This is a genomic window from Thioalkalivibrio thiocyanodenitrificans ARhD 1 (genome assembly GCF_000378965.1).
GTDB lineage: Bacteria > Pseudomonadota > Gammaproteobacteria > Ectothiorhodospirales > Ectothiorhodospiraceae > Thioalkalivibrio_A > Thioalkalivibrio_A thiocyanodenitrificans.
Genome location: NZ_KB900536.1, coordinates 1,810,614 through 1,836,165, shown reverse-complemented (window position 1 = coordinate 1,836,165; position 25,552 = coordinate 1,810,614). Strand labels below are relative to the sequence as shown.

Annotated in this window: 26 protein-coding genes; 20 read left to right on the top strand and 6 right to left on the bottom strand. The window is 63.7% G+C overall.

The genetic code is table 11. The features are described 5' to 3' along the window. The first annotated feature begins 2 nt into the window (after nt 1–2). The 3 genes from THITHI_RS0108645 to THITHI_RS0108635 all read left to right on the top strand — a co-directional run bounded on the left by THITHI_RS0108645 (nt 3) and on the right by THITHI_RS0108635 (nt 2,173). Entirely contained in the window at nt 3–590 is a 588-nt protein-coding gene (locus THITHI_RS0108645) for a class I SAM-dependent methyltransferase (protein ID WP_018232687.1), read from the top strand. Nucleotides 591–994: 404 nt separating this feature from the next. Further along, nucleotides 995–1,660 (top strand): energy-coupling factor ABC transporter permease, encoded by a 666-nt coding sequence (locus THITHI_RS0108640; protein WP_018232686.1) that lies wholly within the window; start codon nt 995–997, stop codon nt 1,658–1,660. Between the two features lie 201 nt (nt 1,661–1,861). Next, a complete protein-coding gene (locus THITHI_RS0108635) occupies nt 1,862–2,173 on the top strand; it encodes a c-type cytochrome (RefSeq protein ID WP_018232685.1) in 312 nt (103 codons plus the stop codon). Between the two features lie 387 nt (nt 2,174–2,560). Here the strand turns inward: THITHI_RS0108635 and THITHI_RS0108630 are convergent, their stop codons facing one another. Further along, a complete protein-coding gene (locus THITHI_RS0108630) occupies nt 2,561–3,022 on the bottom strand; it encodes a CopD family protein (RefSeq protein ID WP_018232684.1) in 462 nt (153 codons plus the stop codon). 246 nt (nt 3,023–3,268) lie between these two features. Here THITHI_RS0108630 and rpe point away from each other — a divergent pair, with 246 nt between their 5' ends. The 7 genes from rpe (at nt 3,269) to trpC (ending at nt 9,396) form a co-directional block, all read left to right on the top strand. Beyond that, a complete protein-coding gene (rpe, locus tag THITHI_RS0108625) occupies nt 3,269–3,958 on the top strand; it encodes a ribulose-phosphate 3-epimerase (protein ID WP_018232683.1) in 690 nt (229 codons plus the stop codon). A gap of 10 nt (nt 3,959–3,968) precedes the next feature. Next, a complete protein-coding gene (locus THITHI_RS0108620; RefSeq protein ID WP_018232682.1) occupies nt 3,969–4,649 on the top strand; it encodes a phosphoglycolate phosphatase in 681 nt (226 codons plus the stop codon). 124 nt (nt 4,650–4,773) lie between these two features. Next, the gene (gene trpE / locus THITHI_RS0108615; protein ID WP_018232681.1) at nt 4,774–6,243 is read left to right on the top strand and encodes an anthranilate synthase component I; all 1,470 of its coding nucleotides are present in this window, start codon (nt 4,774–4,776) and stop codon (nt 6,241–6,243) included. Nucleotides 6,244–6,311: 68 nt separating this feature from the next. Then, nucleotides 6,312–6,689 carry a GxxExxY protein gene (locus THITHI_RS0108610; protein ID WP_018232680.1) on the top strand — a complete coding sequence of 126 codons (378 nt, stop codon included), beginning with the start codon at nt 6,312–6,314 and terminating at the stop codon, nt 6,687–6,689. A 105-nt stretch (nt 6,690–6,794) separates the two neighbouring features. Then, entirely contained in the window at nt 6,795–7,391 is a 597-nt protein-coding gene (locus tag THITHI_RS0108605; protein WP_026186190.1) for an anthranilate synthase component II, read from the top strand. 136 nt (nt 7,392–7,527) lie between these two features. Beyond that, nucleotides 7,528–8,544, top strand: coding sequence for an anthranilate phosphoribosyltransferase (gene trpD / locus THITHI_RS0108600; protein ID WP_018232678.1), 1,017 nt, complete (start codon nt 7,528–7,530; stop codon nt 8,542–8,544). Nucleotides 8,545–8,598: 54 nt separating this feature from the next. Beyond that, nucleotides 8,599–9,396: an indole-3-glycerol phosphate synthase TrpC gene (trpC, locus tag THITHI_RS0108595; RefSeq protein WP_018232677.1), complete on the top strand. Its 798-nt coding sequence runs from the start codon at nt 8,599–8,601 to the stop codon at nt 9,394–9,396. A 348-nt stretch (nt 9,397–9,744) separates the two neighbouring features. Here trpC and crp read toward each other — a convergent pair whose 3' ends face one another. Further along, entirely contained in the window at nt 9,745–10,383 is a 639-nt protein-coding gene (gene crp / locus THITHI_RS0108590; RefSeq protein ID WP_018232676.1) for a cAMP-activated global transcriptional regulator CRP, read from the bottom strand. 174 nt (nt 10,384–10,557) lie between these two features. Here crp and THITHI_RS0108585 point away from each other — a divergent pair, with 174 nt between their 5' ends. From THITHI_RS0108585 to speD, 3 genes are read left to right on the top strand one after another with little or no spacing between them, the layout of a single operon-like run. Continuing rightward, on the top strand, nt 10,558–10,992 hold the full coding sequence (locus tag THITHI_RS0108585; protein WP_018232675.1) for an OsmC family protein: 435 nt from the start codon (nt 10,558–10,560) through the stop codon (nt 10,990–10,992). Continuing rightward, nucleotides 10,989–11,411, top strand: a complete 423-nt coding sequence (locus tag THITHI_RS0108580; RefSeq protein WP_026186188.1) for a VOC family protein — start codon at nt 10,989–10,991, stop codon at nt 11,409–11,411. The genes THITHI_RS0108585 and THITHI_RS0108580 overlap by 4 nt, the downstream gene beginning before the upstream one ends. A gap of 33 nt (nt 11,412–11,444) precedes the next feature. Then, on the top strand, nt 11,445–12,305 hold the full coding sequence (gene speD, locus THITHI_RS0108575) for an adenosylmethionine decarboxylase (protein ID WP_018232673.1): 861 nt from the start codon (nt 11,445–11,447) through the stop codon (nt 12,303–12,305). 96 nt (nt 12,306–12,401) lie between these two features. Here speD and coq7 read toward each other — a convergent pair whose 3' ends face one another. Next, the gene (gene coq7, locus THITHI_RS0108570) at nt 12,402–13,043 is read right to left on the bottom strand and encodes a 2-polyprenyl-3-methyl-6-methoxy-1,4-benzoquinone monooxygenase (protein ID WP_018232672.1); all 642 of its coding nucleotides are present in this window, start codon (nt 13,041–13,043) and stop codon (nt 12,402–12,404) included. A gap of 77 nt (nt 13,044–13,120) precedes the next feature. After that, entirely contained in the window at nt 13,121–14,335 is a 1,215-nt protein-coding gene (locus tag THITHI_RS0108565) for a (Fe-S)-binding protein (RefSeq protein WP_018232671.1), read from the bottom strand. A 207-nt stretch (nt 14,336–14,542) separates the two neighbouring features. Here THITHI_RS0108565 and THITHI_RS0108555 point away from each other — a divergent pair, with 207 nt between their 5' ends. The 7 genes from THITHI_RS0108555 (at nt 14,543) to THITHI_RS18730 (ending at nt 23,675) form a co-directional block, all read left to right on the top strand. Next, entirely contained in the window at nt 14,543–15,280 is a 738-nt protein-coding gene (locus THITHI_RS0108555; RefSeq protein WP_033336925.1) for a DUF481 domain-containing protein, read from the top strand. 46 nt (nt 15,281–15,326) lie between these two features. After that, a complete protein-coding gene (locus THITHI_RS0108550; protein WP_018232668.1) occupies nt 15,327–15,632 on the top strand; it encodes a (2Fe-2S) ferredoxin domain-containing protein in 306 nt (101 codons plus the stop codon). 910 nt (nt 15,633–16,542) lie between these two features. Continuing rightward, complete coding sequence (gene ltrA, locus THITHI_RS0108545; RefSeq protein WP_018232667.1) at nt 16,543–17,742, top strand: group II intron reverse transcriptase/maturase; 1,200 nt, start codon at nt 16,543–16,545, stop codon at nt 17,740–17,742. 149 nt (nt 17,743–17,891) lie between these two features. Then, on the top strand, nt 17,892–20,801 hold the full coding sequence (gene glnE / locus THITHI_RS0108540; protein WP_026186185.1) for a bifunctional [glutamate--ammonia ligase]-adenylyl-L-tyrosine phosphorylase/[glutamate--ammonia-ligase] adenylyltransferase: 2,910 nt from the start codon (nt 17,892–17,894) through the stop codon (nt 20,799–20,801). A 118-nt stretch (nt 20,802–20,919) separates the two neighbouring features. Further along, nucleotides 20,920–21,840 carry a branched-chain amino acid transaminase gene (locus tag THITHI_RS0108535; RefSeq protein ID WP_018232665.1) on the top strand — a complete coding sequence of 307 codons (921 nt, stop codon included), beginning with the start codon at nt 20,920–20,922 and terminating at the stop codon, nt 21,838–21,840. A gap of 47 nt (nt 21,841–21,887) precedes the next feature. After that, a complete protein-coding gene (locus THITHI_RS0108530; RefSeq protein ID WP_018232664.1) occupies nt 21,888–22,106 on the top strand; it encodes a zinc-finger domain-containing protein in 219 nt (72 codons plus the stop codon). A 192-nt stretch (nt 22,107–22,298) separates the two neighbouring features. Beyond that, entirely contained in the window at nt 22,299–23,675 is a 1,377-nt protein-coding gene (locus THITHI_RS18730) for an O-antigen ligase family protein (RefSeq protein WP_018232663.1), read from the top strand. Between the two features lie 23 nt (nt 23,676–23,698). On the opposite strand, the gene THITHI_RS0108520 is transcribed toward THITHI_RS18730, so the two are convergent. Beyond that, a complete protein-coding gene (locus THITHI_RS0108520) occupies nt 23,699–24,724 on the bottom strand; it encodes a glycosyltransferase (RefSeq protein ID WP_198005594.1) in 1,026 nt (341 codons plus the stop codon). An 87-nt stretch (nt 24,725–24,811) separates the two neighbouring features. Next, entirely contained in the window at nt 24,812–25,549 is a 738-nt protein-coding gene (locus THITHI_RS0108515) for a hypothetical protein (RefSeq protein ID WP_018232660.1), read from the bottom strand. Nucleotides 25,550–25,552 lie beyond the last annotated feature (3 nt).

Below are 25,552 nucleotides of genomic sequence, written 5' to 3'. Positions count from 1 at the left end.
ACATGCTTCGCGACGAATACATCTCCAGCCTGCGTGAGGACATCGTCTTCAGCGACACCCTGTGCGGGCACCGGCTCACTTTCCACAGCACCTGGGGTCTGTTCTCGCCGCGGGGGATCGACGGGGGTACGCGCCTGCTGCTGGATCATGTGCACGTGGACGAGGCCGATGACTGCCTGGACCTGGGATGCGGCTACGGGCCCATCGGGCTGGTCCTCGCGCGCCTGGCGCCCCGTGGCCGCACCTGCCTGGTGGACAAGGATTACGTGGCGGTGGACTACAGCGCCCGGAACGCCCGGCTCAACGGCATCCACAATGCCGAAGCGTTTCTGAGCAATGGCTTCAGCGCTGTAGGTGACCGCCGCTTCAACCTGGTGGCCTCCAACCTGCCCGCCAAGGTGGGCAAGGAACTGCTCCATCTTTACCTGTACGACGCCTTCGAGCATCTGCACCCGGGCGGCCGCCTGTACGTGGTGACCATTACCGGACTGCGCCGCTTCATCGAGCGGGGGTTCAAGGACGTGTTCGGCAATTACGACAAGCTCAAGCAGGGTCGCGAATATACCGTGGCGCTGGCTGTGCGGGAGTAGATACCGCAAACCCCTGCTCACCGGGAAGCCCGTACCGCCGCCGGCGACGCGCTGTCGTGCCGGGAACAGGATGTTTTCGTGGGAGCCACGAAGGAGAAACAACGAAGAAACCCTTCTCTGGCAAGGACGCCAGGCACGTCAAGGAACCCGGAGATCAGGTAGGTTGGGGTGAGGAACGAACCCCAACATGCGGCGCCTGATCCTGGCCAATGTTGTTGGGGTTCGCGCTGCTCACCCCAACCTACGCAATTGTCGGGTTCCTTGACGTGCCTGGCGTCCTTGCCAGATTCTTTCATGAACCCCTTGGCATTCTTCATGCGCTTCGTGGTTCAAGAGAATGACACGGAACGACCCCCCCACCCCTCGCGTCCAAGGTACTGATCGACCGACGTCCGGATCCCGCCATGCTGCTTACGGCCGAACTGTTCACCCCGGCGCCGCTGCTGTTTGCCGCAGGGGGCTATGCCGCGATCATGTGGCGGGCCCTTCGCACGGCGCCCTGGTGGCAACTCTACCAGCCGGGGCGATTGTCGCTGTTCGCCATGGGTGTCACGGGGCTGGCGGTTCTGTGGAGCCTCAATGCCGGCGTTTCGCCGGGGTTGTCCCTGCACTATCTGGCGGTGACCACGGTGACGCTCATGTTCGGCTGGCAGTTTGCCCTCCTGGCGGTGGCCTTTGCCCTGATTCCCGTGACCCTGTTTACGGGCCAGGACTGGGCCTCGCTGCCGCTGGCGGCGCTGCTTTCGGGGGTCTTGCCGGTATTCGTCAGTTACGGCGTGCTGCGCCTGGTGGAGCGCACGCTCCCGCCTCATCCCTTCATCTACCTCTACCTGTGCGCGTTCGCGGGCGCGGCGCTGGCCATTCTGGCCAGCATGCTGGCGGTGGGTGGGCTGGTCTACGTACTGGAGGTGTATCCGGCGGGCAAGATCACCTCCGAGTACCTGGTCTACCTGCCGCTGCTGGTGCTTCCAGAGGCCATCCTCAACGGCATCATGGTCACCGCCATGGTGATGCTGAAGCCCCAGTGGCTGTGCACCTGGTCCGATGAGCGCTATCTCCATGGCCGGTAAGTTGCAGTGTTTATGTGCCAATATAACTGATTTATGACCAGGCCCGTTGCGACGCGTTGAAGACGCATTGCGAACCCGTTCAGCCGCCGTTCAGTCTGGATAAAGTTTACTTGCGTGCAAGGTTGCCGGATAATCCCGCCATTTGCCGCGAGCCCCGCGGGGCGGGCACTGAGTCCAGAAAACAGACGGAGGAGTTTGCAGATGAAGAAGTTCGTGTTTACCGGTCTGGCCCTCGGGGCCGCGTTGTTCATGGGTGGTGCGGCCCATGCAGGTGATGTGGAGGCCGGAAAGGCCAAGTACGCGCCCTGTATCGCCTGCCACGGCGCCCAGGGCCAGGGCCAGGCGATCTTCCCCAAGCTGGCCGGTCACACCGCCGAAGAGATCGTTGATCTGCTGACGCGTTACCGCGCCGGCGAGACCTTGGGTGCCAATACCCCGCTGATGGCTCCCCAGGCAGCGAACCTGTCCGACGAGGACATTGCCAACCTGGCTGCCTACATCGAGACCCTCTGAGGCTCTCGGGCTGAAGAACAAAAAAGCCGCCTGCGGGCGGCTTTTTTGTGGGCTCCGGTGGGGACCGGGACTCGCGCAGACACTGCTCGGGTGCGGGCTCCGCCTTTTTTGAGCCACAGAGGTCACAGAGACGAAAGGCAAGCCGAAATGGAGGATGCCCCTGGTTGTCATTACCTGTTTTGCTGTGCCCTCTGTGTCCTCTGTGGCTGATACCTGTTCAGCGGGCAGCGCACCGTAGATCAGTGGTCATGCGTGTCCTGTCCACCGTAGGTTGGGGTGAGCGCAGCGAACCCCAACAATCAAGGCAGGACCAGACACCGAAGTTGGGGTTCGCTGCGCTCACCCCCAACCTACAGATTCCTTTTTCCCTCTACGGTGACAGGGAAATCAGATGATCAGATACGCCCCGCCGGAGGCCACCGCGATCACCAGCAGACCGATGATCAGGTTAATCCCCACCAGCATCCGGATCTGACCCAGCCGGCGGCCTGCCTCGGGCCAGTCCTGGGCGGTGATGGCCTGTTTCATGCGCCGGAACGGCGCGAAGAACACGTGCAGGTAGATGAGCATCATCACGATCCCCAGGCCGTTCATCACGTGCACGTAGAGGGGCGAGGTGCCCATCCCGCCGAACTTGGCGAAGATCATCCAGTAGCCCGTCAGCAGGAGGACGATTACCGCTACCCATACCCAGGGAAAGAAGCGATCGAAGGTGTCGCGCCAGAGGGTGGTGCGAAGCGGCGGTTCCAAAAGGTTTGCCGCAACCGGGCGCAGGGCCATGTAGGCGAAGAACATGCCCCCTACCCAGATGACGGCAGACAGGACGTGGAGGGTGATGGCGATGGACATGGGGCATCCTCGTGTTCTTTGGGTTCGGTGCGCATCATAAACTATTGAAAGGCTGTCCGTTGTCAGTGGTCCATGGTCAGTCGAACAAGACAACCGATCCCTGACAACCGGCAGGTCCGACGCGCTACTCGAATTTTCTGAGCCTTTCGGGTAAATTGCGCAGTTCCGCGCGCTTTACGGGCCTTCGGCCGTCGCGCCCAGACATTCACCGGCCGGTCCGCCGGCCTGTAAAGAGGCATTGCAACCATGGCACAACCCGATCTGATCGCACCGTCCATCCTGTCCGCCGACTTCGCCCGTTTGGGCGAGGAAGTGGTCAATGTCCTGGCCTCCGGTGCCGACATCGTGCATTTCGACGTCATGGACAACCATTATGTACCCAACCTCACCATCGGTCCTCTGGTCTGCGAGGCATTGCGCAAGCATGGTGTCGAAGCGCCCATCGACGTGCACCTGATGGTCAAGCCGGTGGACCGCATCGTGCCGGATTTTGCCAAGGCCGGTGCCAGCTACATCACCTTCCATCCGGAGGCCTCCGACCACATCGACCGCACTCTTCAACTCATCAAGGGTGAGGGCTGCAAGGCGGGCCTGGTGTTCAATCCGGCCACGCCGCTGTCCTACCTGGACTACGTGATGGACAAGGTGGACATGATCCTGCTCATGTCCGTGAACCCGGGATTCGGCGGCCAGGCCTTTATCCCGGCAACGCTGGACAAGCTGCGCGAGGTCCGCAAACGCATCGACGAATCCGGTCGCGAGATTCGGCTCGAGATCGACGGAGGCGTGAAGGCGGACAACATCCGCGAGATCAAGGCGGCGGGCGCCGATACCTTCGTGGCCGGTTCCGCCATCTTCGGTGCCGCCAGCAAGGATGACCCGCATCACTACGAGAGCATCATCCGGAAGATGCGCGAAGAGCTGGCCAGGGCCTGAGGGAATGCGTATGAGCCTTGCACGGCCCAAGATGGTCCTTATCGATCTGGATGGCACGCTCGTGGACAGCGTGCCGGATCTGGCCTGGTGCGTGGATGCCATGATGCGTGAACTGGGTCTCCCGGAGCGTGGCGAGCCTGCCGTGCGCAAGTGGGTGGGCAACGGCGTGGAGCGTCTGGTGCAGCGGGCACTGATCAATGCCGTGGATGGCGAGGCCGATGAGGCCGAGTTCCGGCGTGCCCTGCCCGTGTTCATGCGCCTGTACCGGGAGAACACCTCCGGACGCAGCCTGCTGTACCCGGGTGTGCGCGAGGGTCTGGACTATCTCCAGCGATCCGGTGTCCGGATGGGCTGTGTCACCAACAAGGCAGAGCAGTTCACGATGCCCCTGCTGCGTGATATGGCGATCCGTGACTATTTCGAGCTGGTGGTCAGCGGCGACACCCTGCCTCTCAAGAAGCCCGATCCGGCGCCGCTGCTCTACGCCGCGGAACATCTGGGTGTCACGCCGGAGGAATCGCTGATGGTGGGCGATTCCCGCAGCGATGTGAAGGCAGCGCGGGCCGCGGGCTTCACCATCGTGTGCGTGAGCTATGGCTACAATCACGGAGAGGATATTCGAAACCAGGGCCCCGATGCGGTGATCGACCGACTGGACCAGATTCAGGGGCTCCTGGAAGAGGCGGCATGACGATGCGCTTCCCGATCGGCATCGGTGAGCGATGGCGCGGCTGACAGCAGGCTGAGTCGGGCCGCGTACGGCTTGGTTCGGCCTTTGTTCGGCCCCATCCACCGTAACGATCCGGAACTGCATCATGACCCCTGAACGATTCAATGAACTGATCCGCCAGGGATACAACCGTATCCCCCTGGTCCGTGAAATCCTGGCGGACCTGGACACTCCCTTGAGTATCTACCTCAAGCTTGCCGCCGCGCCTTTTTCCTACCTGTTCGAGTCCGTGCAGGGCGGCGAGAAGTGGGGGCGTTACTCATTCATCGGGCTGCCCGCCCGCACCGTGGTCAAGGTGCGCGGCCGGCACGTGACCGTGGAGGACGAGGGGACGGTCGTGGAGGACACGCAGGTGGATGACCCGCTCGCCTGGATGGAAGGGTTTCAGGCCCGGCAGCGTGTACCGGAGATCGAGGGGCTGCCCCGCTTCACGGGCGGACTCGTGGGCTACTTCGGTTACGACACCATCCGCTACATCGAGCCGCGGCTTGCGGGCGTGGAGAAACCCGACGCTCTGGGAGTGCCGGACATTCTGCTCATGGTCTCGGACGAGGTGGTGGTCTACGACAACCTGGCCGGACGGCTGTACCTGGTGGTCCATGCCCGGCCGGAAACAGGTCTTGCCGCGGCCGAGCAGCGGCTGGACGAATTGCGTCGGCGACTCGGTGAGTCCGCGGCTGTCCCGGTGTCCGGCGCGGATGCCCGCAAGGTGCGTGAATCGGATTTCGTCTCCGGCTTCACCGAGGATGGTTTCAAGGCCGCCGTCGCCCGCTGCAAGGAGTACATTGTCGAGGGTGACGTGATGCAGGTGGTGTTGTCGCAGCGTCTATCCATCCCGTTCGGCGCGCCTCCCCTGAATCTCTACCGGGCACTCAGGAGCCTCAATCCGTCCCCCTACATGTTCTTCCTGGATCTGGACGATCACCAGGTGGTGGGTTCCTCCCCGGAGATCCTGGTGCGCCTGGAGGACGACACGGTCACCGTGCGTCCCATCGCCGGGACGCGTCCCAGAGGTTCCACCGAGGATGAGGATCGCTGCCTTGAGGCGGAACTGCTGGCCGATCCCAAGGAGCGCGCCGAACACCTGATGCTCATCGATCTCGGGCGTAACGATGCCGGGCGGGTGAGCGAGACCGGCAGCGTGCAGCTCACCGAACAGATGGTGGTGGAGCGCTATTCGCACGTGATGCACATCGTCTCGAACGTTACCGGGCATCTGAAGGAGGGAATGAGCGCGATGGATGTGCTGCGCGCCACCTTCCCGGCCGGCACCGTGAGCGGCGCCCCCAAGATCCGCGCCATGGAGATCATCGACGAGTTGGAGCCCGTCAAGCGCGGCATCTATGCCGGCGCCGTCGGTTACCTGTCCTGGGCCGGCAACATGGACACGGCCATCGCCATCCGTACCGCCGTGATCAAGGACGGCCAGCTCCACATCCAGGCGGGCGCCGGTATCGTGCACGATTCGGTCCCGGACAACGAATGGGCCGAGACCATGAACAAGGGCCGCGCCGTGTTCCGTGCCGTGGCCATGGCGGAGGCGGGGCTGAAGTAGGGTCAAAGTCAACGGCGTTCGACGCAAAGACGCGAAGACGCAAAGGATCGCAAAGTAAGGACGAGATCATGGATGAAAATGCGCTGTCGTACGAAGTGGTGGGGGCGGCCTTGGAGGTGCATCGAGTGCTGGGGACCGGTTTGCTGGAGTCTGTCTATCGCCAGGCCCTGTGCCGGGAATTGGACCTGCGGGGTGTCGATTACCGATCGGAGGTGCCCCTTAATGCACAGTACAAGGGTGTCGCATTCGATGCCGCGTATCGGCTGGATATACTGGTGGCGGACCGGTTGATAGTGGAGTTGAAGGCGGTGGAGAACCTGCAACCGCTGCATTTGGCACAGCTGCTCTCGTATCTGCGCCTGAGCGGTTTGCGGTTGGGTCTGTTGATCAACTTCAATGCTCCGCAACTCCGCCACGGTATTCGCAGAGTGGTCAACGGCCTCTAAGTCAGTGGTGAAGAAGGTTTGCGTTCCTTTGCGTCATCGCGGCTTTGCGTCGCGGTTCTCTGTCACGGTTTGCTGTCGCGGCTTTCCGGTCGAGGTTATCCAGGCATGATTCTTATGATCGACAACTACGATTCCTTCACCTACAACCTGGTGCAGTACCTGGGTGAGCTGGGGGCGGAGGTGGACGTGCGGCGCAACGACGCGCTCACGGTGGAGGAGATCGCCGCGCTTGCGCCCGAGCGCATCATGATCTCGCCGGGGCCCTGCACGCCCAACGAGGCGGGGGTGTCCCTGGAGGCCATCCGGCGCTTCTCCGGCGAGATCCCGCTGCTCGGCGTGTGCCTGGGGCACCAGGCCATCGGCCAGGCGTTTGGGGGCAGGGTGGTGCACGCCCGGGAGATCATGCACGGCAAGACGTCGCTCATCCATCACACGGGTCAGGGTGTCTTCCGAGGCCTGCCCGATCCCTTCGAAGCCACCCGCTACCACTCGCTGGTGATCGAGAAGGACAGCCTGCCCGATTGCCTGGAGATCACTGCCTGGACCGAGACCCCCGACGGGGCCATGGACGAGATCATGGGCGTGCGCCACAAGTCCCTGCCCGTGGAAGGCGTGCAGTTTCACCCGGAGTCTATCCTGACCCGGCATGGTCACGACCTGCTGCGCAACTTCCTGGCTATGAAGGCAGTGGCCAGTGGCTAGTCTCAAGTGGCAAGGAATCCCGTATGCATTGGCGACCGGGACCTTTATGCCTTTACTTGCCACTTCTATTGACCCCCGGCACGGGGGTCCGGAGAATCCGGCGTGAACCACGACAAGACACGGGATACCTGACACCATGGACATGCAGCAAGCCATCCGCGCCGTAACGCAGCGCAGGGACCTCAGCGGAGAGGAGATGACCGCCGTCATGGGTCTGGTCATGAACGGGGAGGCCACGCCGGCCCAGATCGGCGGGTTCCTGATCGGGCTTGCCATGAAGGGCGAGACGGTGGAGGAGGTCACTGCCGCCGCGCAGGTCATGCGGGAATTGGCGACTCGGGTGGAGGTGACCGCCGATCACCTGGTGGATACCTGCGGCACCGGCGGCGATTCCTCCGGCAGTTTCAACATCTCCACCGCCAGTGCGTTGGTGACGGCGGCAGCCGGTGGGCGCGTGGCCAAGCATGGCAATCGTTCCGTGTCCAGCAAATCAGGCAGCGCCGACGTGCTGGAAGCGGCCGGCGTGAACCTGGATCTGACCCCCGGGCAGGTGGCCCGCTGCATAGACGAAGTGGGCGTGGGTTTTCTGTTTGCGCCGCGACATCACGGTGCCATGAAGCATGCCATCGGTCCGCGCCGGGAAATGGGTGTGCGCACCCTGTTCAATGTGCTCGGCCCGCTCACCAACCCTGCCGGCGCCCCCAACCAGGTACTGGGGGTGTACAGCAACCGCTGGCTGGAGCCCCTGGCAGCGGTGCTGGGCCGTCTTGGCAGCCGGCATGTCATGGTGGTGCATGCCGAGGATGGTCTGGACGAGATCAGCATCGGCGCCCCCACCCGGGTGGCGGAACTGAGGGATGGCGAGGTCAGGGTTTACCTGGTGTCTCCCGAGGATTTTGGCCTGCGGCGCGCCGAACTTTCCGAACTCAGGGTGGAGGACGCCGCCGCGAGCCTGGCCATGATCCAGGGTGTACTGGAGGGCAGGCCCGGCCCCGCCCGGGACGTCGTGCTGCTCAACGCGGGCGCCGCCATCTACGTATCGGGCGTGGCCGACAGCCTTGCCGAGGGGATCGACAAGGCACGCCAGGCCATCGACTCCGGCGCCGCTGCGGAGAAGCTCGAACAGCTGGTGGCCTTCTCGAAGTCCTGTTGAGCGGTGGAATGAGACCTCTGTGGCAATCCCTCTCAAACCCAGGCGAACCACCCGATGACCGATACCCCCGACATCCTGGCAAGGATCCTCGATCGCAAGCGCGAGGAGATCGCCGAACGCATGCTGCGCACGTCCCTGGAGGATCTGCGTGGTTTCATCGACGCCGCGCCTGCGGTGCGACCGTTTCTAGCGGCGCTTGAGGCGCGCATCGAGGGGGGACGCTCGGCGGTGATCGCCGAGATCAAGAAGGCGAGCCCCAGCAGGGGGGTGCTGCGCGAGGACTTCGATCCGGCCTCCATCGCGCGAAGTTACGAAGCGGGCGGCGCGGCGTGCCTCTCGGTGCTCACCGACCGCGACTTCTTCCAGGGCGCCGATGTGCACCTGGAGGACGCCCGCGCCGCGAGTTCGCTTCCGGTGCTGCGCAAGGATTTCATCGTCGATGCCTATCAGGTCTACGAGGCCCGGGTCATGGGGGCCGACTGCGTGCTGCTGATCGCAGCGGCGCTGGAGGACGCCCGGTTGCAGGATCTGCTCATGCTCACCCATGAGCTGGGCATGAACGCGCTGATCGAGATTCATGAGGCGCGGGAACTGGAACGGGTCCTGAAACTGGACGCCGCCCTGATCGGCATCAACAACCGTGACCTGCGCACGTTCGAAACTCGGCTGGAAACCACCCTGGACCTGGTGAAGATGATCCCCGGCAACCGCATGGTGATCACCGAGAGCGGCATCCATACCCGCGAGGACGTCGCGCGCATGCGCGAGGCCGGCGTGCACGCCTTCCTCGTGGGCGAGGCCTTCATGACGGCCGCCGACCCGGGCGCGCGCCTGGCGGAGCTGTTCGGGTAAAGAAGCAGAATCAGTGGTCTGTCACGAAGGACACGCAGGGTTCAAAAAAAGCACTTCTCTCGCAAAGCTGCCACGCACGCCAGGAATTTGAAGCATGTGTAGGTTGGGGTGAGCAGCGCGAACCCCAACAGCATTGGCCGGGATCAGGTATCTCATGTTGGGGTTCGTCCCTCACCCCAACCTACCTGATGTCCGGTTTTCCTGGCGTGCGTGGCGGCTTTTCGAGAGAGATTCCTTGGGCGGCGCCCGATGTGCCCGGCACCGGGATGCTCAACCACGAAGCGCATAAGAGGCACGGAGCGATCAGGTCAAAAACCCTTCGCGCTTCGTGGCGAAAAAGCCGGTTGATCAGCGAACCCCGAAGACGACGATGGTCTTGCCGTGGGCGGTGATGAGCTCGCGTTCCTCCAGGTCCTTGAGCACGCGCCCGGCCATTTCGCGCGAACACCCCACGATCTTGGCCAGTTCCTGGCGGGTGATGCGGATCTGCATGCCGTCGGGGTGGGTCAGTGCGTCGGGCTGGTGGGCCAGTTCCACCAGGGTACGGGCGATGCGGCCGGTGACATCCAGGAAGGCCAGGTCGATGACCTTGCGGCTGGTGTCGCGCAGGCGCATGGCAAGTTGGGAGGCGAGAAGGAACAGGATCTGAGGATCCTGCATCGCCACTTCCAGAAACTTGGGATAGTGGATCTCGGCGGTTTCCGTGGGGCTGCGGGTGGTGATGCCGGCACTGCGCGCCTGGGCCGAGAAAATACCCATCTCCCCGAAGAACTGGCCGGGGTTGAGATAGGCGAGCACCATCTCGTGGCCCTCGTCGTCCTCGATGGTCACGCTCACGGAACCCTGGATGATATAGTACAGGGTGTCGGGCTGGTCTCCGGCATGCACGATGGTGGATCGAGCGGGGTACTGCCTTCTGTGGCAGTGGCCCAGCAGCTTCTCCAGCGCTGGATCTTGCACGGGTTTTTGCCTTTGCAGGATGCTCATGTCGGCCTCGATGGGGTCGTCCCGATCAATCCGCAGCCGGGATGGTGCGCTGTCTCGTTGCTCGTTGAATCGCGCAACCCCTTGATATGAACGGTTTTTTGCAAGAACCGCCGGGTCCTGAACCAATGACACAATCCGGCCAATGAAACATAGCACGGAGGGACAATCCCTGTCATGAAGGTACGGGTCAAGTGGCTGGATCACATGAGCTTTGTCGGCGAGACCGGCAGTGGTCACGCCGTGATCATGGACGGGGCCCCTGACTTGGGCGGCCGTGACCTGGCGCCGCGCCCCATGGAGATGCTGCTCCTGGGGCTGGGCGGCTGCACCGCCTTCGACGTGGTCATGATACTGCAAAAGTCCCGGCAGTCTGTGACGGATTGCCAGGTTGAGGTGGAGGCCGAGCGAGCCGAGACGGAGCCCAGGGTGTTCACTCGCATTCACGTGCATTACATCGTCGTGGGCCGGGATGTGCAGGAACGTCACGTGGAGCGGGCCGTGAAGCTTTCCGCCGAGAAGTACTGTTCCGCCTCCGTGATGCTGGGCGCCACCGCCGAGATCACCCACGACTTCGAGGTGCGCGAGGCCTGTCCCGCGCAGGGCGAATGAGCATGCCGCAGCGCCCTCCTGCCACCGCGGGCATGCGCCACGTGGCCTTGTTCGTAAAGGACCTGGCCGCCTGCGAGCATTTTTACGTGGAACTGCTGGGCATGCGGGTTGAATGGCGGCCGGATTCCGAGAACCTCTATCTCACCTCCGGCTGCGACAACCTGGCGCTGCATGTGGGGCCGGTGGAGGAGATCGAGTCGCGCCTGGACCATCTGGGTTTCATCCTTCGCCGGGAGGCGGATGTGGACCCGTGGTACGACTTTCTCAAGGCCCATGGAGTGCCCATGGACACCGCGCCGCGCACCCATCGCGACGGTGCGCGCAGCTTCTACTGCCGGGATCCGGAGGGCAATCGGGTGCAGATGATCTGGCATCCACCCATCGCCGAGGCCTGCCGGTCGGGCGACGCGTCCGCCTGAATTCCGCCGCCCGACGGGCGTTTCGATTGACTCATGGGGCCGCACCCCTACAATGCGACTTTTTGCGGGGACGCGACATTGGTGGGACCTCACAACAAGCGCATCAAGCTCCACGGTTTCAACAACCTCACCAAGAGCCTGAGCTTCAACATCTACGATATCTGCTATGCGCCCAGCGAGCAGCATCGGGGCGAGTACATCGAGTACATCGACGAGGCCTACAACGCCGAGCGGCTCACCCAGATCCTCACCGAGGTGGCCAACATCATCGGTGCCAACGTTCTGGATATCTCCCGCCAGGACTACGAGCCCCAGGGGGCCAGCGTCACCATGCTGATCTCCGAGGAACCCGTCGCCACCGAGAAGATCGGCTATACCGAGCCCCCGGGTCCGGGGCCGCTGCCCGAGACCGTGCTGGCCCATCTGGACAAGAGCCACATCACGGTGCATACGTATCCTGAGAGCCACCCGGCCGGCGGCATCAGCACCTTTCGCGCCGATATCGATGTGTCCACCTGCGGGCGCATCTCACCGTTGCGGGCCCTGAACTTCCTCATCCACAGCCTGGAGTCCGATATCGTGATCATGGACTACCGGGTGCGCGGGTTCACCCGGGATATCCGCGGCAAGAAGCACTTCATCGACCACAAGATCAACTCCATCCAGAACTTCCTGTCCAGGGACACCCAGGACCGTTACCAGATGGTGGATGTGAACGTCTACCAGGAGTACCTGTTCCACACCAAGATGCTGATCAAGGAGTTCGACATCGACAACTACCTGTTCGGCCTGGGCAAGGAAGATTATTCCGCCAAGGACCTCAAGCGCATCGAGCGCCTGCTGCAACGGGAGATGGCGGAGATCTTCTACGGGAAGAATATAGGAAAGAGTTAGATACAAGAGACAAGATGCAAGATACAAGAGGGAGGCTTTGAGTTGCCCCGCCGCCCTTTCTTGTATCTTGCCTCTTGTATCCTGTCTCTGGCGCTCTCATACCCAGTAAGCGGTGCGTGTCATCACCCGGGACATGGCGGGCATCATCACCTCTCTCACCAGCCAGGGCAGCTGCGTGCCGCCCAGGTCCGTGGCGATGGCGCCATGGTGCGCCTCGTCGTACTTCATCTGCACCACCACCGCGCGGGAACGCTCATCGGCCTGGGGCAGGCTGTGCAGATGTTTGTCCAGGTGGCGCACCACCTGGCGTTCCGTCTCCGCCACGAATCCCAGGCTCCAGCGATCCCCGGCGATCCCGGCAAGGGCGCCGAGGGCAAAGGAACCCGTGTACCACAGGGGGTTGAGGAAACTGGCGTGAGTGCCGAGGGCATTCATGCGCGCCTCGCACCAGCGCAGGTGATCGTTCTCCTCCTGGGCGGAGCGCTCCATGGTCTTGCGCACCCCGGGGTCGCGTGCCGTGAGTGCCTGGCCCTGGTAGAGCCCCTGAGCCGAGACCTCGCCAGCGTGGTTCACCCGCATCAGCCGTCCCGCGTGGGCGCGTTCGGCGTCCTGCAATGCCCCCTCGGCCAGTGTCGCCCCCGGCGTCGGACGCCCCGTGCCCGCGGGTGTGGTGAGCAGGGTGCGCAGCGCGTTGTCCACGCCGCTCAGAAGCCGGTCGGTCAGGGTCAGGGTTCGCATGGGTTGGTCAGTTGTCAGTTGTCAGTTGTCAGTTGTCAGTTGTCAGTTGTCAGTAGATTGTCGCATTTTTCAACGGACTACTGACCACTGACAAGCGACCAAATCCATTCCGCCGGTGTCACCACAGGGATGTCGATGTCCGCCTGCCGCAATCCTGCCTGAAAATGCAGGCTGCAGCCGATGTTGGCGGTGATGACCGCCTGCGGGCCGAGTCGCCTGACCGCCTCGATCTTGGGCGCAAGCAGCGCATCGGCGGCCTGCGGGTGAGAGATCATGTGCGTACCGGCGGCGCCGCAGCAGTACGCGTTGCCTTCCAGCTCCACCACCTCGGTGCCCGGCAGGCGGCGCAGGAGTGCCAGCATGGCGCCGTGTTCCCTGAGCACGTTGCGCAGGGTGCAGGGCAGGTGCACGGCCACCGTGGCCGGGCGTGAATCGACGGTCAGTGACTCCAGGTCCTGCTCCAGGAGGAAGCCGCACAGATCGCGCACCCGGTCGGCGAAAGTGCCGCCGGCCTCCCCGGGCAGGAGTTGCGCATATTCGTGCAGCTGGGTGCGACAACCGCTGTTGAGCGCGATCACCGGGGTATCCGGTGCCCCGAGGGCCGCCAGGTTCCGTGTGGCGCAGGCACGCGCCGCCGCGGCATCGCCCGCGTGCAGGTCCAGTGCCCCGCAGCAATCCTGACCTCCCGGTATGTCCACCTCGTGGCCCAGGGCCAGCAGCAGGTCGCGGGCCGCCGCCAGCGCCCCGCCCTCGAAGGCCGCGCCCGTGCAGCCGGTGAAGAGGCTCACCCGGCCGCGGGGTGTGCCCGCGGGCCTGTGGAGGCCTCCGGGGATGGCCGGGGCAGCACCGGGCGGCAGCAGCGACAGGGCCCGCCCGAGACGGCCCCGATCCAGCGCGCGCGACAGGGTGCCGTGGACCCCGCTGCGCTGGTAGGCGTGCAGCAGCGCGGCGGCACTGCGCCCGATCCGATCGCTGCGCAACAGGGGGCGTGCCAGGGCCGGTAGCTTCGGGCGATCCTCCCGCATCTCCCGCAGCAGTGCACGGCCTTCATCCATCAGCCGCCCGAAGGGCACGCCGGACGGGCACATGGCCTCGCAGGCCCGGCAGCCCAGGCAGCCGTCCAGATGCGCGGTCAGGCGGTCATCCGCCGGCAGTTGTCCGCCGGCCAGGGCCTGCATGAGACTGATGCGTCCGCGCGGGGAATCCCCTTCCTGCCGGGTGAGCCCGTAGGTGGGGCAGTGGGGCAGGCACAGCCCGCACATGACGCAGCGATCGGTATCCTCAAGCGGCATGCAGGTCGCCGATACGATGCAAGGGGAACGCTTGGAGATAAAGGGCGGACACCGCCTTGTCACGCCAATCCTGTCTGTCTCCGGAGCCGGACATCGTGATCCTGTCTGCAGATTTCACCGATGTTTTCCTGGGGGTATTGGGGATGATCATTCGGGATTTGTTAGGGTATCGGCGCAAACCCCGGCTCAATTCGTCAGGGAGGTGCCGTGCCTGTTCTCAATCGAGTGGTAATACAGTCTATCAGTTCCCTGTGCGCGGCCCTGCTGCTGGCTGTGCCGGCCCAGGCCGACGAGTGGGGTGACGAAGCGGGCTGGAGCGGATTTGCCGAGTTGGGTGCGGTGTGGACCACCGGCAACACCGAGTCCGAAAGCATCAATGCGAAGTCCCGGGTCCGCTTTGAAGAGGAGATATGGCGTCATACCCTGCAACTCGAGGCCCTCAGGCGTTCCGAGGACAGCGAGTCCACGGCGACGCGCTATGTGGGCGGTTTCAAGAGCGACTGGAAGTTTCGGCCCAGGGCGTACCTCTTCGGCGCTTTTCGCTACGAGAGGGACCGGTTCAGCGGGTATGACTACCAGGCGTCCACCTCCGTGGGCTACGGGCACCGGGTGATCGAGTCGAACCGGACGCGCCTGGACATGGAGGCCGGTGTCGGTTACCGGCAAAACCGATTGGAGGATGGCCAGCGCGATGACCACGCCATCCTGCGTGGTGCCCTGTATCTGGAGCGCCGGATCGGCGACAACGCCTACTTCGGCCAGGACCTGCTGATCCAGAGCAATGACAACACCGAGGTGGAGTCGGTGACCTCACTGACCGCCAACATCATCGACCAACTGGCCATGCGCCTGTCCCTGACCGCCCGGCACAACTCCGAGGTGCCCGAGGGGCGGGAGAAGACCGATACCATCACTGCGGTCAGCCTGGTTTACAATTTCTGGTGATCCCGGGGGCCCTGGTGCCCCGGGCAACCCGACCCCCGGAGTCCCCATGCCCTACTATCAGCGCCATCTCTTCTTCTGCACCAACTGCCGGGAGGACGGCAACTGCTGCGCCAACTATGGTGCCAGCGAGATGCGCGACTACGCCAAGCGCCGATCCAAGGAACTGGGTATCGCCGGCAAGGGCGGGGTTCGTGTCAACGTCGCGGGCTGCCTGGACCGGTGCAATGAGGGCCCGGTGGCGGTCGTCTATCCCGAGGGCGTCTGGTACACCTATGTGGACGAGGAAGACGTGGAGGAGATCGTCCAGGAACACCTGGTCCACGGCCGGGTGGTGGATCGTCTTAGGATCTGAAGATTGTCAGTTGTCAGTTGTCAGTTGTATGTAGTCAAGAGCCGGAGCCACCATTCACAACGGACAACGGACAACGGACAACGGACAACGGACAACGAACAAATCCCTCTTTGCCTTGTCTCTGAATGCAGAGGGGGTGACAAGCCATCACCTGGGGCCCCGAAACCGCCCGCATCCCCTGTCTGCCGACCGTTTGTCGGGTTGGGCCCGGAATCTCCGTTTTGTGACCAGGTTCCACTTGACATCAATAATCTTATATTAGAAACTAACCACATACTGAATTCCGGCCCCCCTCCGGGATTCAGTGGACTCCTCCATCCTCCTTTGGTGGTTATTAGCGCGGCCCAGGCCGCGCTTTTTTTGTGCGCCCGGCACGGGCGCACTCCTGGGGGTGCAAGTCCCCCCGTAAGCTGGCCACAGCGAACGAAGCGAAGCGCAACTGCGGAAGGGTGACCGACCGTGGGGAGGAAGCGTGGAGCGTAAACCGCGAGCCGATGGACAAGAACCGGATACAAGGCGCTGCCGAGCAGGGCGAGCGGGCAAGAAGCCGCGAAGCTCTCGTGGCCAAGGCGAAGCGGCGTAAATGCGGCGGTTGTGCGGTGAAGGGGTGCGTTCTTACCCGGGGAGATCTCGCCTTGTGCCTGAAAGGGCGACGGTGTAGAGCCGGAGCGAGAAGTCAGCAGAGGCCGTAGTAGCTGCCAACAAGGGGCGAAGGGCCGAACGAGAAGGAGCGTCAAACGCCTTGTCGATGAGAACGGTAGAGCATCAGATGCCCGCATCAGCGGGGCGGGTTGTGAACGGCCAGGGTGAAGCCCTGCCCCGAAGGACCAGCGATGAAACCGGCCTCCCGCGACGAGGATCGGAGGACGCAGGGCGGGACCTGTTGGCGCAGGCGCTCGCGAGGGAGAACATGCAACGCGCCTGGAAGCGCGTGAAGGCAAACAAGGGAGCTGCGGGTGTTGACGGTCTGGACATAGCCCGGACGGGAGAACACCTCAAACACGCATGGCCGAGCATCCGGCAGCAGTTGCTGGACGGCACGTACAGGCCGCAGCCTGTGCGGCGCGTGGGCATCCCGAAGCCGGACGGGAGCGAACGGGAGTTGGGGATACCCACCGTCACCGACCGTCTGATTCAGCAGGCACTGCTGCAAGTGCTGCAACCGCAGATTGATCCGACCTTCAGCGAGCACAGCCACGGGTTCCGTCCCGGTCGCCGGGCGCGGGACGCGGTGCTGGCCGCGCAGCGCTACGTGAGCCAAGGTTGCCACATCGTGGTGGACATCGACCTGTCGAAGTTCTTCGACCGGGTCAACCACGACATCCTGATCGAGCGCCTGAGCAGGCGCGTGAACGATGCCGGGGTCATCCGGCTGGTGCGTGCCTACCTGAGCGCGGGCATCCTGGATGGCGGTGTGGTGATCGAGCGCGTGGGGGGGACGCCGCAGGGCGGCCCGCTCTCGCCGCTGTTGGCCAACGTGTTGCTGGACGAAGTGGATCGAGCGCTTGAACGCAGAGGCCATCGCTTCGCCCGCTACGCCGACGACTGCAACGTGTACGTGCGCAGTCAGAAGGCGGGCGAGCGGGTGATGCGTCTGCTGCGGCGCTGTTACGACAAACTGCGCTTGCGGATCAATGAATCCAAGAGTGCGGTGGCCCGCGTATTCGGCCGCAAATTCCTTGGTTACGCCCTGTGGCGGTCCGGGGATGGCGAGGTGCGACGCGGGGTGTCGGAAAAGGCGCTGGAGGCGTTCAGGCAGAGGGTCAGGCAACTGACCCGGCGCAACAGCGGGTGCAGCATGGCAGAGGTGATCGGCAGGTTGCGCAGTTATCTGCTGGGCTGGAAAGGGTACTTTGGGTTGGCGCAAACCCCCAGTGTCTGGCGCAGGCTGGACGAGTGGATACGCCGCCGCCTACGGTCCTTGCAGCTCAAACAGTGGCGACGCGGCAAGACGATCTACCGGGAACTGATCCGGCTGGGAGCCAGTGCCCGGGTGGCGCAATCGGTGGCGGCGCTGAGCCGCCGCTGGTGGCATAACAGCCTCTCTGCCGTGCACCACGTGCTGACGATTGCCTATTTTGAGCGGCTGGGAGTGCCGCGTCTCTCATGACCTCAACTTCTCGAACCGCCCGGTGCGGACCCGCATGCCGGGTGGTGTGGCAGGGGAACGGTCAGCTATGCTGACCGCCCCTATGCCGATGCCCGCATCGGGCCTGGCACGGCGGGCTTGCGGGGCGTCGGGGCGCCCCGTAATCTGGTTTGATGAGCCCCACGCCCCGGCCTTCTCTGGACCCTGTGCCCGAGCGCTTTCATGCGCAGCTTTCCCGTCTGCTGAGCGATTTCGAGGTTGCCTGCGGGGGGCTGGACGGGGCGCCGGAACGCTGGCCCGAGGCGCTGCCCCGGGTCTGGGCGGGCAGCGAGTTCGTGGTACGGCTGTGCATCCGGTGGCCCGGCCTGCTGGTGCACCTGATGGATGAGGGCACCCTCGATCGGCCGCTCGCGCCCGGTGAAATGGCGGCCCGGGTTCGGGCCGTGGTGGAGCCGTGCGCCGATGAACAGGACCTCCTGCCCAGGCTGCGCCAACTGCGCCAGCGGGAGATGCTGCGCATCGCCTGGCGCGACCTGTCCGGCGCGGCCACCCTGGACGAGACCCTGGGCGAGCTCACCGACCTGGCCGAGCACTGCATTGATCAGACCGCCGACTGGTTTCACAGCCGCCTGGCCGAGCGCCATGGAGAACCGCGCGATGCCGACGGCCGGGTCCAGCGGCTGGTGGTGCTGGGCATGGGCAAGCTGGGCGGCAGGGAACTCAACTTCTCCTCGGACGTGGACCTGATCTTCGCATTCCCCTCGGCGGGCACCACGGACGGGGATTCGCCCCTGGACAACCAGCAGTTTTTCACCCGCCTCGGACAGCGGCTGATTCGGGCACTGGACGAGAACACCGCCGAAGGGTTTGTTTTTCGCGTGGACATGCGCCTGCGGCCTTTCGGCGATTCCGGGCCGCTGGCCATGGATTTCGACACCATGGAGGATTACTACGAACGCCATGGCCGTGAATGGGAGCGCTACGCCCTCATCAAGTCCCGGGTGGTGGCCGGGGACCGGCAGGCGGGAAGGCGATTGACGAGTGCCCTGCGGCCGTTCGTGTTTCGGCGTTACCTGGACTACGGGGCCTTTGCCGCCTTGCGGGACATGAAGGCCATGATCAACCGCGAGGCGGCCCGGCGCAGCCGCGGAGACGATATCAAGACGGGCGAGGGCGGCATCCGCGAGGTGGAGTTCATCGGCCAGGCCTTTCAGCTGATCCGCGCCGGTCGGGATCCCACCCTTCAACTCCGCGGCATCCGCCCCGTGCTGCGCCGGCTCGCCGAGCAGGGTCTGCTGCCGGCATTTGCCACCGAGCAGCTGATTGCTGCCTATGCGTTCCTGCGCCGCACTGAGAATCACCTGCAGATGGCCGGGGACCAGCAGACCCACCGTCTGCCCGAGTCCGAAGAGGCACGCGCACGCCTGGCATTCTCCATGGGCTTTGCGGACTGGTCCGCATTCCAGCGGGCGCTGTCCTCCCATCGGCGCCGGGTGCACGAGCACTTCGACCAGGTGTTCGCCGCACCCCAGGGCGGACATCGGGACGACGGGCGCCCGGAAGACGATCAGGCGGTGCTGGCCTCCGTCTGGGCCGGCGACCGCAGCGGAGAGAAGGCCGAGGCGATCCTGTCGGAGCGGGGATTCGCGGACCCCGCCAAGGCGCTGGAGTGGGTCGAGGACCTGCGCGGGAGCCCCGTGTGCCGCGCACTCACGGCTACCGGGCGCGAGCGGCTCGACCGCCTCATGCCGCTGCTGCTCGGCGCCGCTGCCGGCACCGACAACCCCGACGTGACGCTCACGCGGCTCCTCACCCTGGTGCGGGCCATCGCACGGCGTTCGGTGTACCTCTCACTGCTGGTGGAAAGCCCCATGGCGCTGTCCCAGCTGGTCAAGCTGTGCGCGGCGAGCCCCTGGCTGGCCGAACTGCTGACGCGTCATCCCCTGCTGCTGGATGAGTTGCTGGATCCCCGCAGCCTGTATGCGCCGCCGGATCGTGAGGGACTGGCCCGGGAGCTGGATGAGGAACTGGGCCAGGTCCCCGGCGAGGACATGGAGCAGGTCATGGATCGCCTGCGCCAGTTCCGGCAGGTGCAGGTGCTCAAGGTGGCCGCCGCCGACATCATGGGCGTTCTGCCCATCATGAAGGTGAGCGACCATCTGACCTGGATCGCCGAGGTGGTGCTCGAGCGCGTGCTGTCGGTGGTGCTGGAGCAGCTTCACGCCCGTCACGGCCGTCCCCGATGCGTGCTCGACGGCCGGGAGTACGAGCCGGGATTCGCCATCATCGGCTATGGCAAGCTGGGCGGTCTGGAGCTGGGGTACGGATCCGATCTGGACATCGTGTTCGTCCACGACAGCGCCGGCGAGCGGCAGGTGACAGACGGCGAGCGATCCGTGGACAACAGCGAGTTCTTCGCCCGTGTGGGACAGCGGGTGGTGCACGTGCTCGGCACCTACACGGGCGCCGGGCGGCTCTACGAGGTGGACACCCGCCTGCGGCCGAGCGGCGCCTCGGGACTGCTGGTGAGCAGCCTCAATGCCTTCGAGCAGTACCAGGAGACCAGGGCCTGGACCTGGGAGCATCAGGCTCTGGTGCGCGCCCGGCCCGTGGCGGGTGATACGCGCATCGGTGAGGCCTTCGGTGAACTGCGCCGGCGCATTCTGGGGATCTGCCGCGAACGCGGCAGGCTGCGCGACGAGGTGCGCGAGATGCGCGAGAAGATGTGGTCCGAGCATGCATCACGGCAGAACGGCAGCTTCGATCTCAAGCGGGATCCGGGTGGTATCGCGGACATCGAATTTATGGTCCAATACTGCGTTTTGGCGCATGCCTGCGATCACCCGCCGCTCCTGGACTACCCGGACAATATCCGCATCCTGGAGCGCCTGGTGGAGTGCGGGCTGTTGCCCGAAGCGGATGCGCGCTTCCTGACCGACACCTATCGCGCCTTCAGGGACCGGATCCATCGCCTGACGCTTCAGGAGAGTCCTGCGGTGGTGGATGCGGCGGAGTTTGCGCAGGAGCGGGAGGGCGTACGCGACCTGTGGCGCCGGGTGATGGAAGGTGGAAAGAACTGAATGAACAGGATTCGTTCTGAGGGTCCTTGATCCTGCAAATCATGTGATCCTGTCAGATGTCGATGACCCTGCCCGTTTCTGATTCAGACAACAGATACGAACAATTGAGGTGATCCCCATGTCGATGGCCGACCGTGACGGTCTGATCTGGTACGACGGCGAAATGGTGCCCTGGCGCGAAGCCACCACGCACGTGCTGACCCACACCCTTCACTATGGCATGGGCGTGTTCGAGGGTGTGCGCGCCTATCAGACCGACCGGGGGCCCGCCATCTTCCGCCTGGAGGAACATACCCGGCGGCTGTTCCGCTCGGCCCGCATCCTGGGCATGACCATCCCCTTCACCGAGGATCAGATCAACGAGGCACAGAAGGGGGCGGTACGGGAGAATCACCTCAAGAGCGCCTATATACGTCCCATGTGCTTCTACGGATCAGAGGGCATGGGCCTGCGTGCGGACAATCTCAAGGTCCACGCCATCGTCGCGGCCTGGGAGTGGGGTGCCTACCTCGGGGCGGAGAACATGGAGCGGGGCATTCGCATCAAGACCTCCTCGTTCAACCGGCATCACGTGAACATCACCATGTGCAAGGCCAAGGCCAACGGCAATTACATGAACTCCATGCTGGCCCTGCAGGAGGCCCTGTCCTGCGGCTACGACGAGGCCCTGCTGCTGGATGTCGAGGGCTACGTGTCGGAAGGCAGCGGCGAGAACTTCTTCATGATCCAGGACGGTGTCATCTACACTCCGGAACTGACGTCCGCCCTGGACGGCATCACCCGCAGGACCATCGTCGCCCTGGCCGCCGAGGAGGGAATCGAGGTCCGGGAGAAGCGCATCACCCGCGACGAGGTCTACGTGGCTGACGAGGCCTTCTTCACCGGCACCGCCGCCGAGGTGACCCCCATCCGCGAACTGGACTGCCGCCCCATCGGAAACGGCGGGCGAGGCCCCATCACCGAGCGCCTGCAGAGCCTGTACTTCGACGTGGTGCACGGCCGAACCGACAGGCACGAGGCGTGGCTGACATTTGTTTGAATGAGAAATCCTGTTAATCCTGCCCATTCATCCGTTACGGTGATCTGATGCCCAACCCTCATACCGCCGAACACCAGGACCAGTGTCAGCCCGCCAACGCCCAGACCAGCGTGGCCCTGACCCGGGCCGATCTGCCCCTGCACTGCCCGCAGCCCGGCACGGCCCTGTGGGCCTCCCATCCGCGCGTTTTCATTCCCATCGAGGACGCGCCGGACGGCCGTATGATCTGTCCATACTGCGGTACCGAGTACGTTTTCACCGACTGATGTGTCGGGGCGGCTGTTGACCCGATTCAGGGCAAGCGGGTCGACCGGCCCGACGAGCTTGTCCACAGGGATCCGTTCGCCAATCCGACCATCGGCTTGCCGAGCCGTCCTTATGAGCAGTCTGCCTTTCTCCCTAGGTATGAAAAATTACGGAATCGCCCCGTTGTCGTACGGGCCACCGGCCGACTGTCCATGAACGCTGCCGGCAAAATCATCGACAGATTATGGGAAGATCGCGACGCCTGGCTTGACGGGAGTGCTCAGCGTGCATTCGTGGCGATCACCGCGCTGTTGTCTGCGGGCCTGCTGTTCACTGCCAAGGGAATCTCGGACATCGCCTTCGGATTGCTGGTTATCGTGGCCTTCTGGCGATTCTTTGTCGCCGGTGATGGTGTCGGGCGAATGTGGTGGGCACTTGTGATACTCGCGTCCGTGGTGATACCCGCCCTCAGTTGGACATTCACCTTCCTGTTGTATAGGGACTGGGCGCAGCCCTACCCCAACCTGGACCTCATGGCCCGGTTGCTCATTTTCCTGCCCTTGGCGTGGGCGCTGGCAGGGAGTTCCCGAAACGTGCTCCTGTTCTGGGGTGTGGCTGCCGGTGCCGTGGTCCTGATGCCCTGGACCATGGGGGAGGGCTGGCATGACTGGGCTCGCGGCTTCTCGGGGGATCGTGTTCATTTCAATCTGCGGAATGAGCAGCATACTGCCATGTTTCTCGGAGTGACTTTGCTGGGTTTGATGTCCTTTTCGGCGCGTTTCCTTAGCAACGCTGGGTCGTTGTTTTCCTGGCAGGCCGTTGTCTACCTCATTGCCGTCGTGCTGTGCATTGCAGGTCTCGCCGTGACGCAGACACGTGCGGCTTGGCTGGCCGTGCTCTTAAGTTTTCCGTTTTTTCTTTATGCCATCGCGACGCGTTGGCGGGGGCAGTATCATGGCCATGCGGATGCTCAGCAGCGCGGACTCACGCGTGTGCTGTCTTTAGGGTTGGTGGGTGCTCTGGTGATGGTGTTGGCGCTGATCGCCGTGGTCTCCGATGGCAGGGACATCGCCGAGCGCATGCGAGGCGACTCGGTGGCAATCTCGCAGCTGTTGGCCGGTAACGGGGACTCGATGACCGTAACCAGCGCGGGCGTGCGCATCACTGCCTGGAAGGCGTCGCTGGAATGGATTCCGCGCAGTCCTCTGGTCGGATGGGGCTCAGGGGGAGGGCGTATCGTATTGGAAAATACCGACTCCGTACCCAGGGAGATAAGTCAGAATTTCGGCCACTTGCACAACTCCTATCTGGAGTTGTTGATCAATTACGGTCTTCTCGGAGCGATGTTCTTTGCCGGACTGCTTGCTTGGGTAGTCATCAACAGTTGGCGGGCCTGGCGTCGCGGATGGCTTGAAGGGGATTTCATGCTTTTCCTCGGGGCGTTCCTCATGTTCTTTCTGGTTATAAATTTCTTTGAGTCATTCCTGTTCTACAGTACGGGAGCGCTTGTCCACAATCTGGTGCTGGCGGGATTTGTCACCCACATCTGGCGTCAACAGCGTGCTACGTGCACGCAGGTGCCCGGGTGAGGGGGCCCGGTTTTCGACCGTGCTCAATGACCGATGATCTTCCGGTAGGTTGCCAGTGTTTTCTCCGTCATGGCGTTCAGGTTCAGTTGTTGTTCGGCGAAGCGGTACACCGGCTCCATGATTTCATTCCAGTGGCTGATGTCCTCCAGTAATTGCTGCAGTCTCTGACGCAGAGCGACGGCACTGCCCGTTCTCACGATTAGATCAGAGGGAAGTACCTCGTTTGGAACGGGTACATCCGTGGACAGCACCGGCCTTTTCAGCAGGGCGGCTTCGGCAAAGACGTAGGAGAAACCCTCGCGCCGCGACGAGATCACCACTGCATCGCTGTGGGCCATGAGAGACGGAATGTCATTTCGATATCCCAGAAAACGAATTGCTGTCGACTCACCGCATTTCTCCGCGGCGGCCGCGAGGTATGGTTGCGTCGGGCCGTCACCGGCGATCAGCAGGGACACCGGGAGCCCCGACACCGCCTCGATCAGTACATCAAACCCCTTGGCCGGGACGAGCCGGCCGACTGCCAGCAGGACCGGACGTTCAGGTGGTAGATTGAACAGGGTGCGTAGATCCATGGGCACGATCTCCCTGGCCCTGATGCCGTGGTAGATCACGCTCACTTGCCCGGGCGAAAATTCCCGAGCAAGTGTCCGACTGACGGCGATCACATGGTCGTGCATACGGTAGGCCGACAGGCTGTGCTTGACATTGTGAAGTGTCGCGACGGTGGGACATCGAAGTAACGGCCGGATGAGTCCGGTCATGAAGGCCGCCTTGGTCGCGTGTGCATGAACGATGTCACAGTCCAGGCCGCGCAGGGTGCGCGTCAGAGCAAGCAATGATCTCGGATCATGTCTCCCACGATCCAGGCGGACCGCCCGGCCTTCGATGCCGTGGGGAAGTTGCCGTGTGAATTCCTGAGGAGCGATGACCGTTACACCATGGCCGGCCTTCGCGAGTTCTTCACACAACTCCCCGACATGTTTTTCCAGTCCGCCTGCACCGGAGCTGGCAACCACTTGAGCGATGTTCAGAGGCCGTGAATTCACTCGGTGTCCATCAGATGTTGCGATTTCGGGGTCGTCCCGGGGGGGGGCTGTCGGTTTCAACGGTCTGCCTGATCAACAGGCGCACGCCTAACGCCAGTGCTCCGCGATCCACGGCGTGGGCCGCATCTTCTTCCAGCGGCCCTTCCATTCACCCCGGATGGCCTCATCGGGCTTCGGATGTCCGTGAAAGGCGATGATTCTCGCGCCGGGCGGCTTTCCGGGTGTCACGAACGGGGCCAGCAGCCGGCTGGGCATGCAGTGCTTCTTGAAGCTGACACACCATTCCGCCGGCCAGTAGGTCATGTCGACGCCTGCGTCCTGCAGGCTGTGTGACAGGAAGGCCTGTTCGTTCCGATAGGTCTCCTTGGCCCGTTCGGGATCCTCGTGGTATCTGTCCAGCACCCAGGACAATTCGCCCACCCTGAACCGGTACACCGACGAGTTGCCCACGATGCGGTCCGGATGGGTCCAGTTGTGGATGATGCAGAATTCGCCCGGATGCTCGAAGAAGCAGTCGATGGAATCCACGATGACGATGTCCAGGTCGAGAAACAGCGCGGTGCCGGTCAGGTCGGCCAGGGGCGCGCTGTAGGTGCCGAGCTTCAGCCATGCCTCGTTCATGAGCCGCGGCGGCACATGAACATCCGGCAACGGGAAGTGCTCGATGCCGGGATCAAGGCCTGCGGGATCGTCCGTGAAGCACACGAAGCGGTGGGGGCGGGCCAGATGACGCGCCACCATTCGATGAAGCACGTTCACATCGCGGGCCGTGTAGGCCGTTCCCCACTTCATGCAGATGACATTGGTGCCGGGTGTTTCACTCATGTG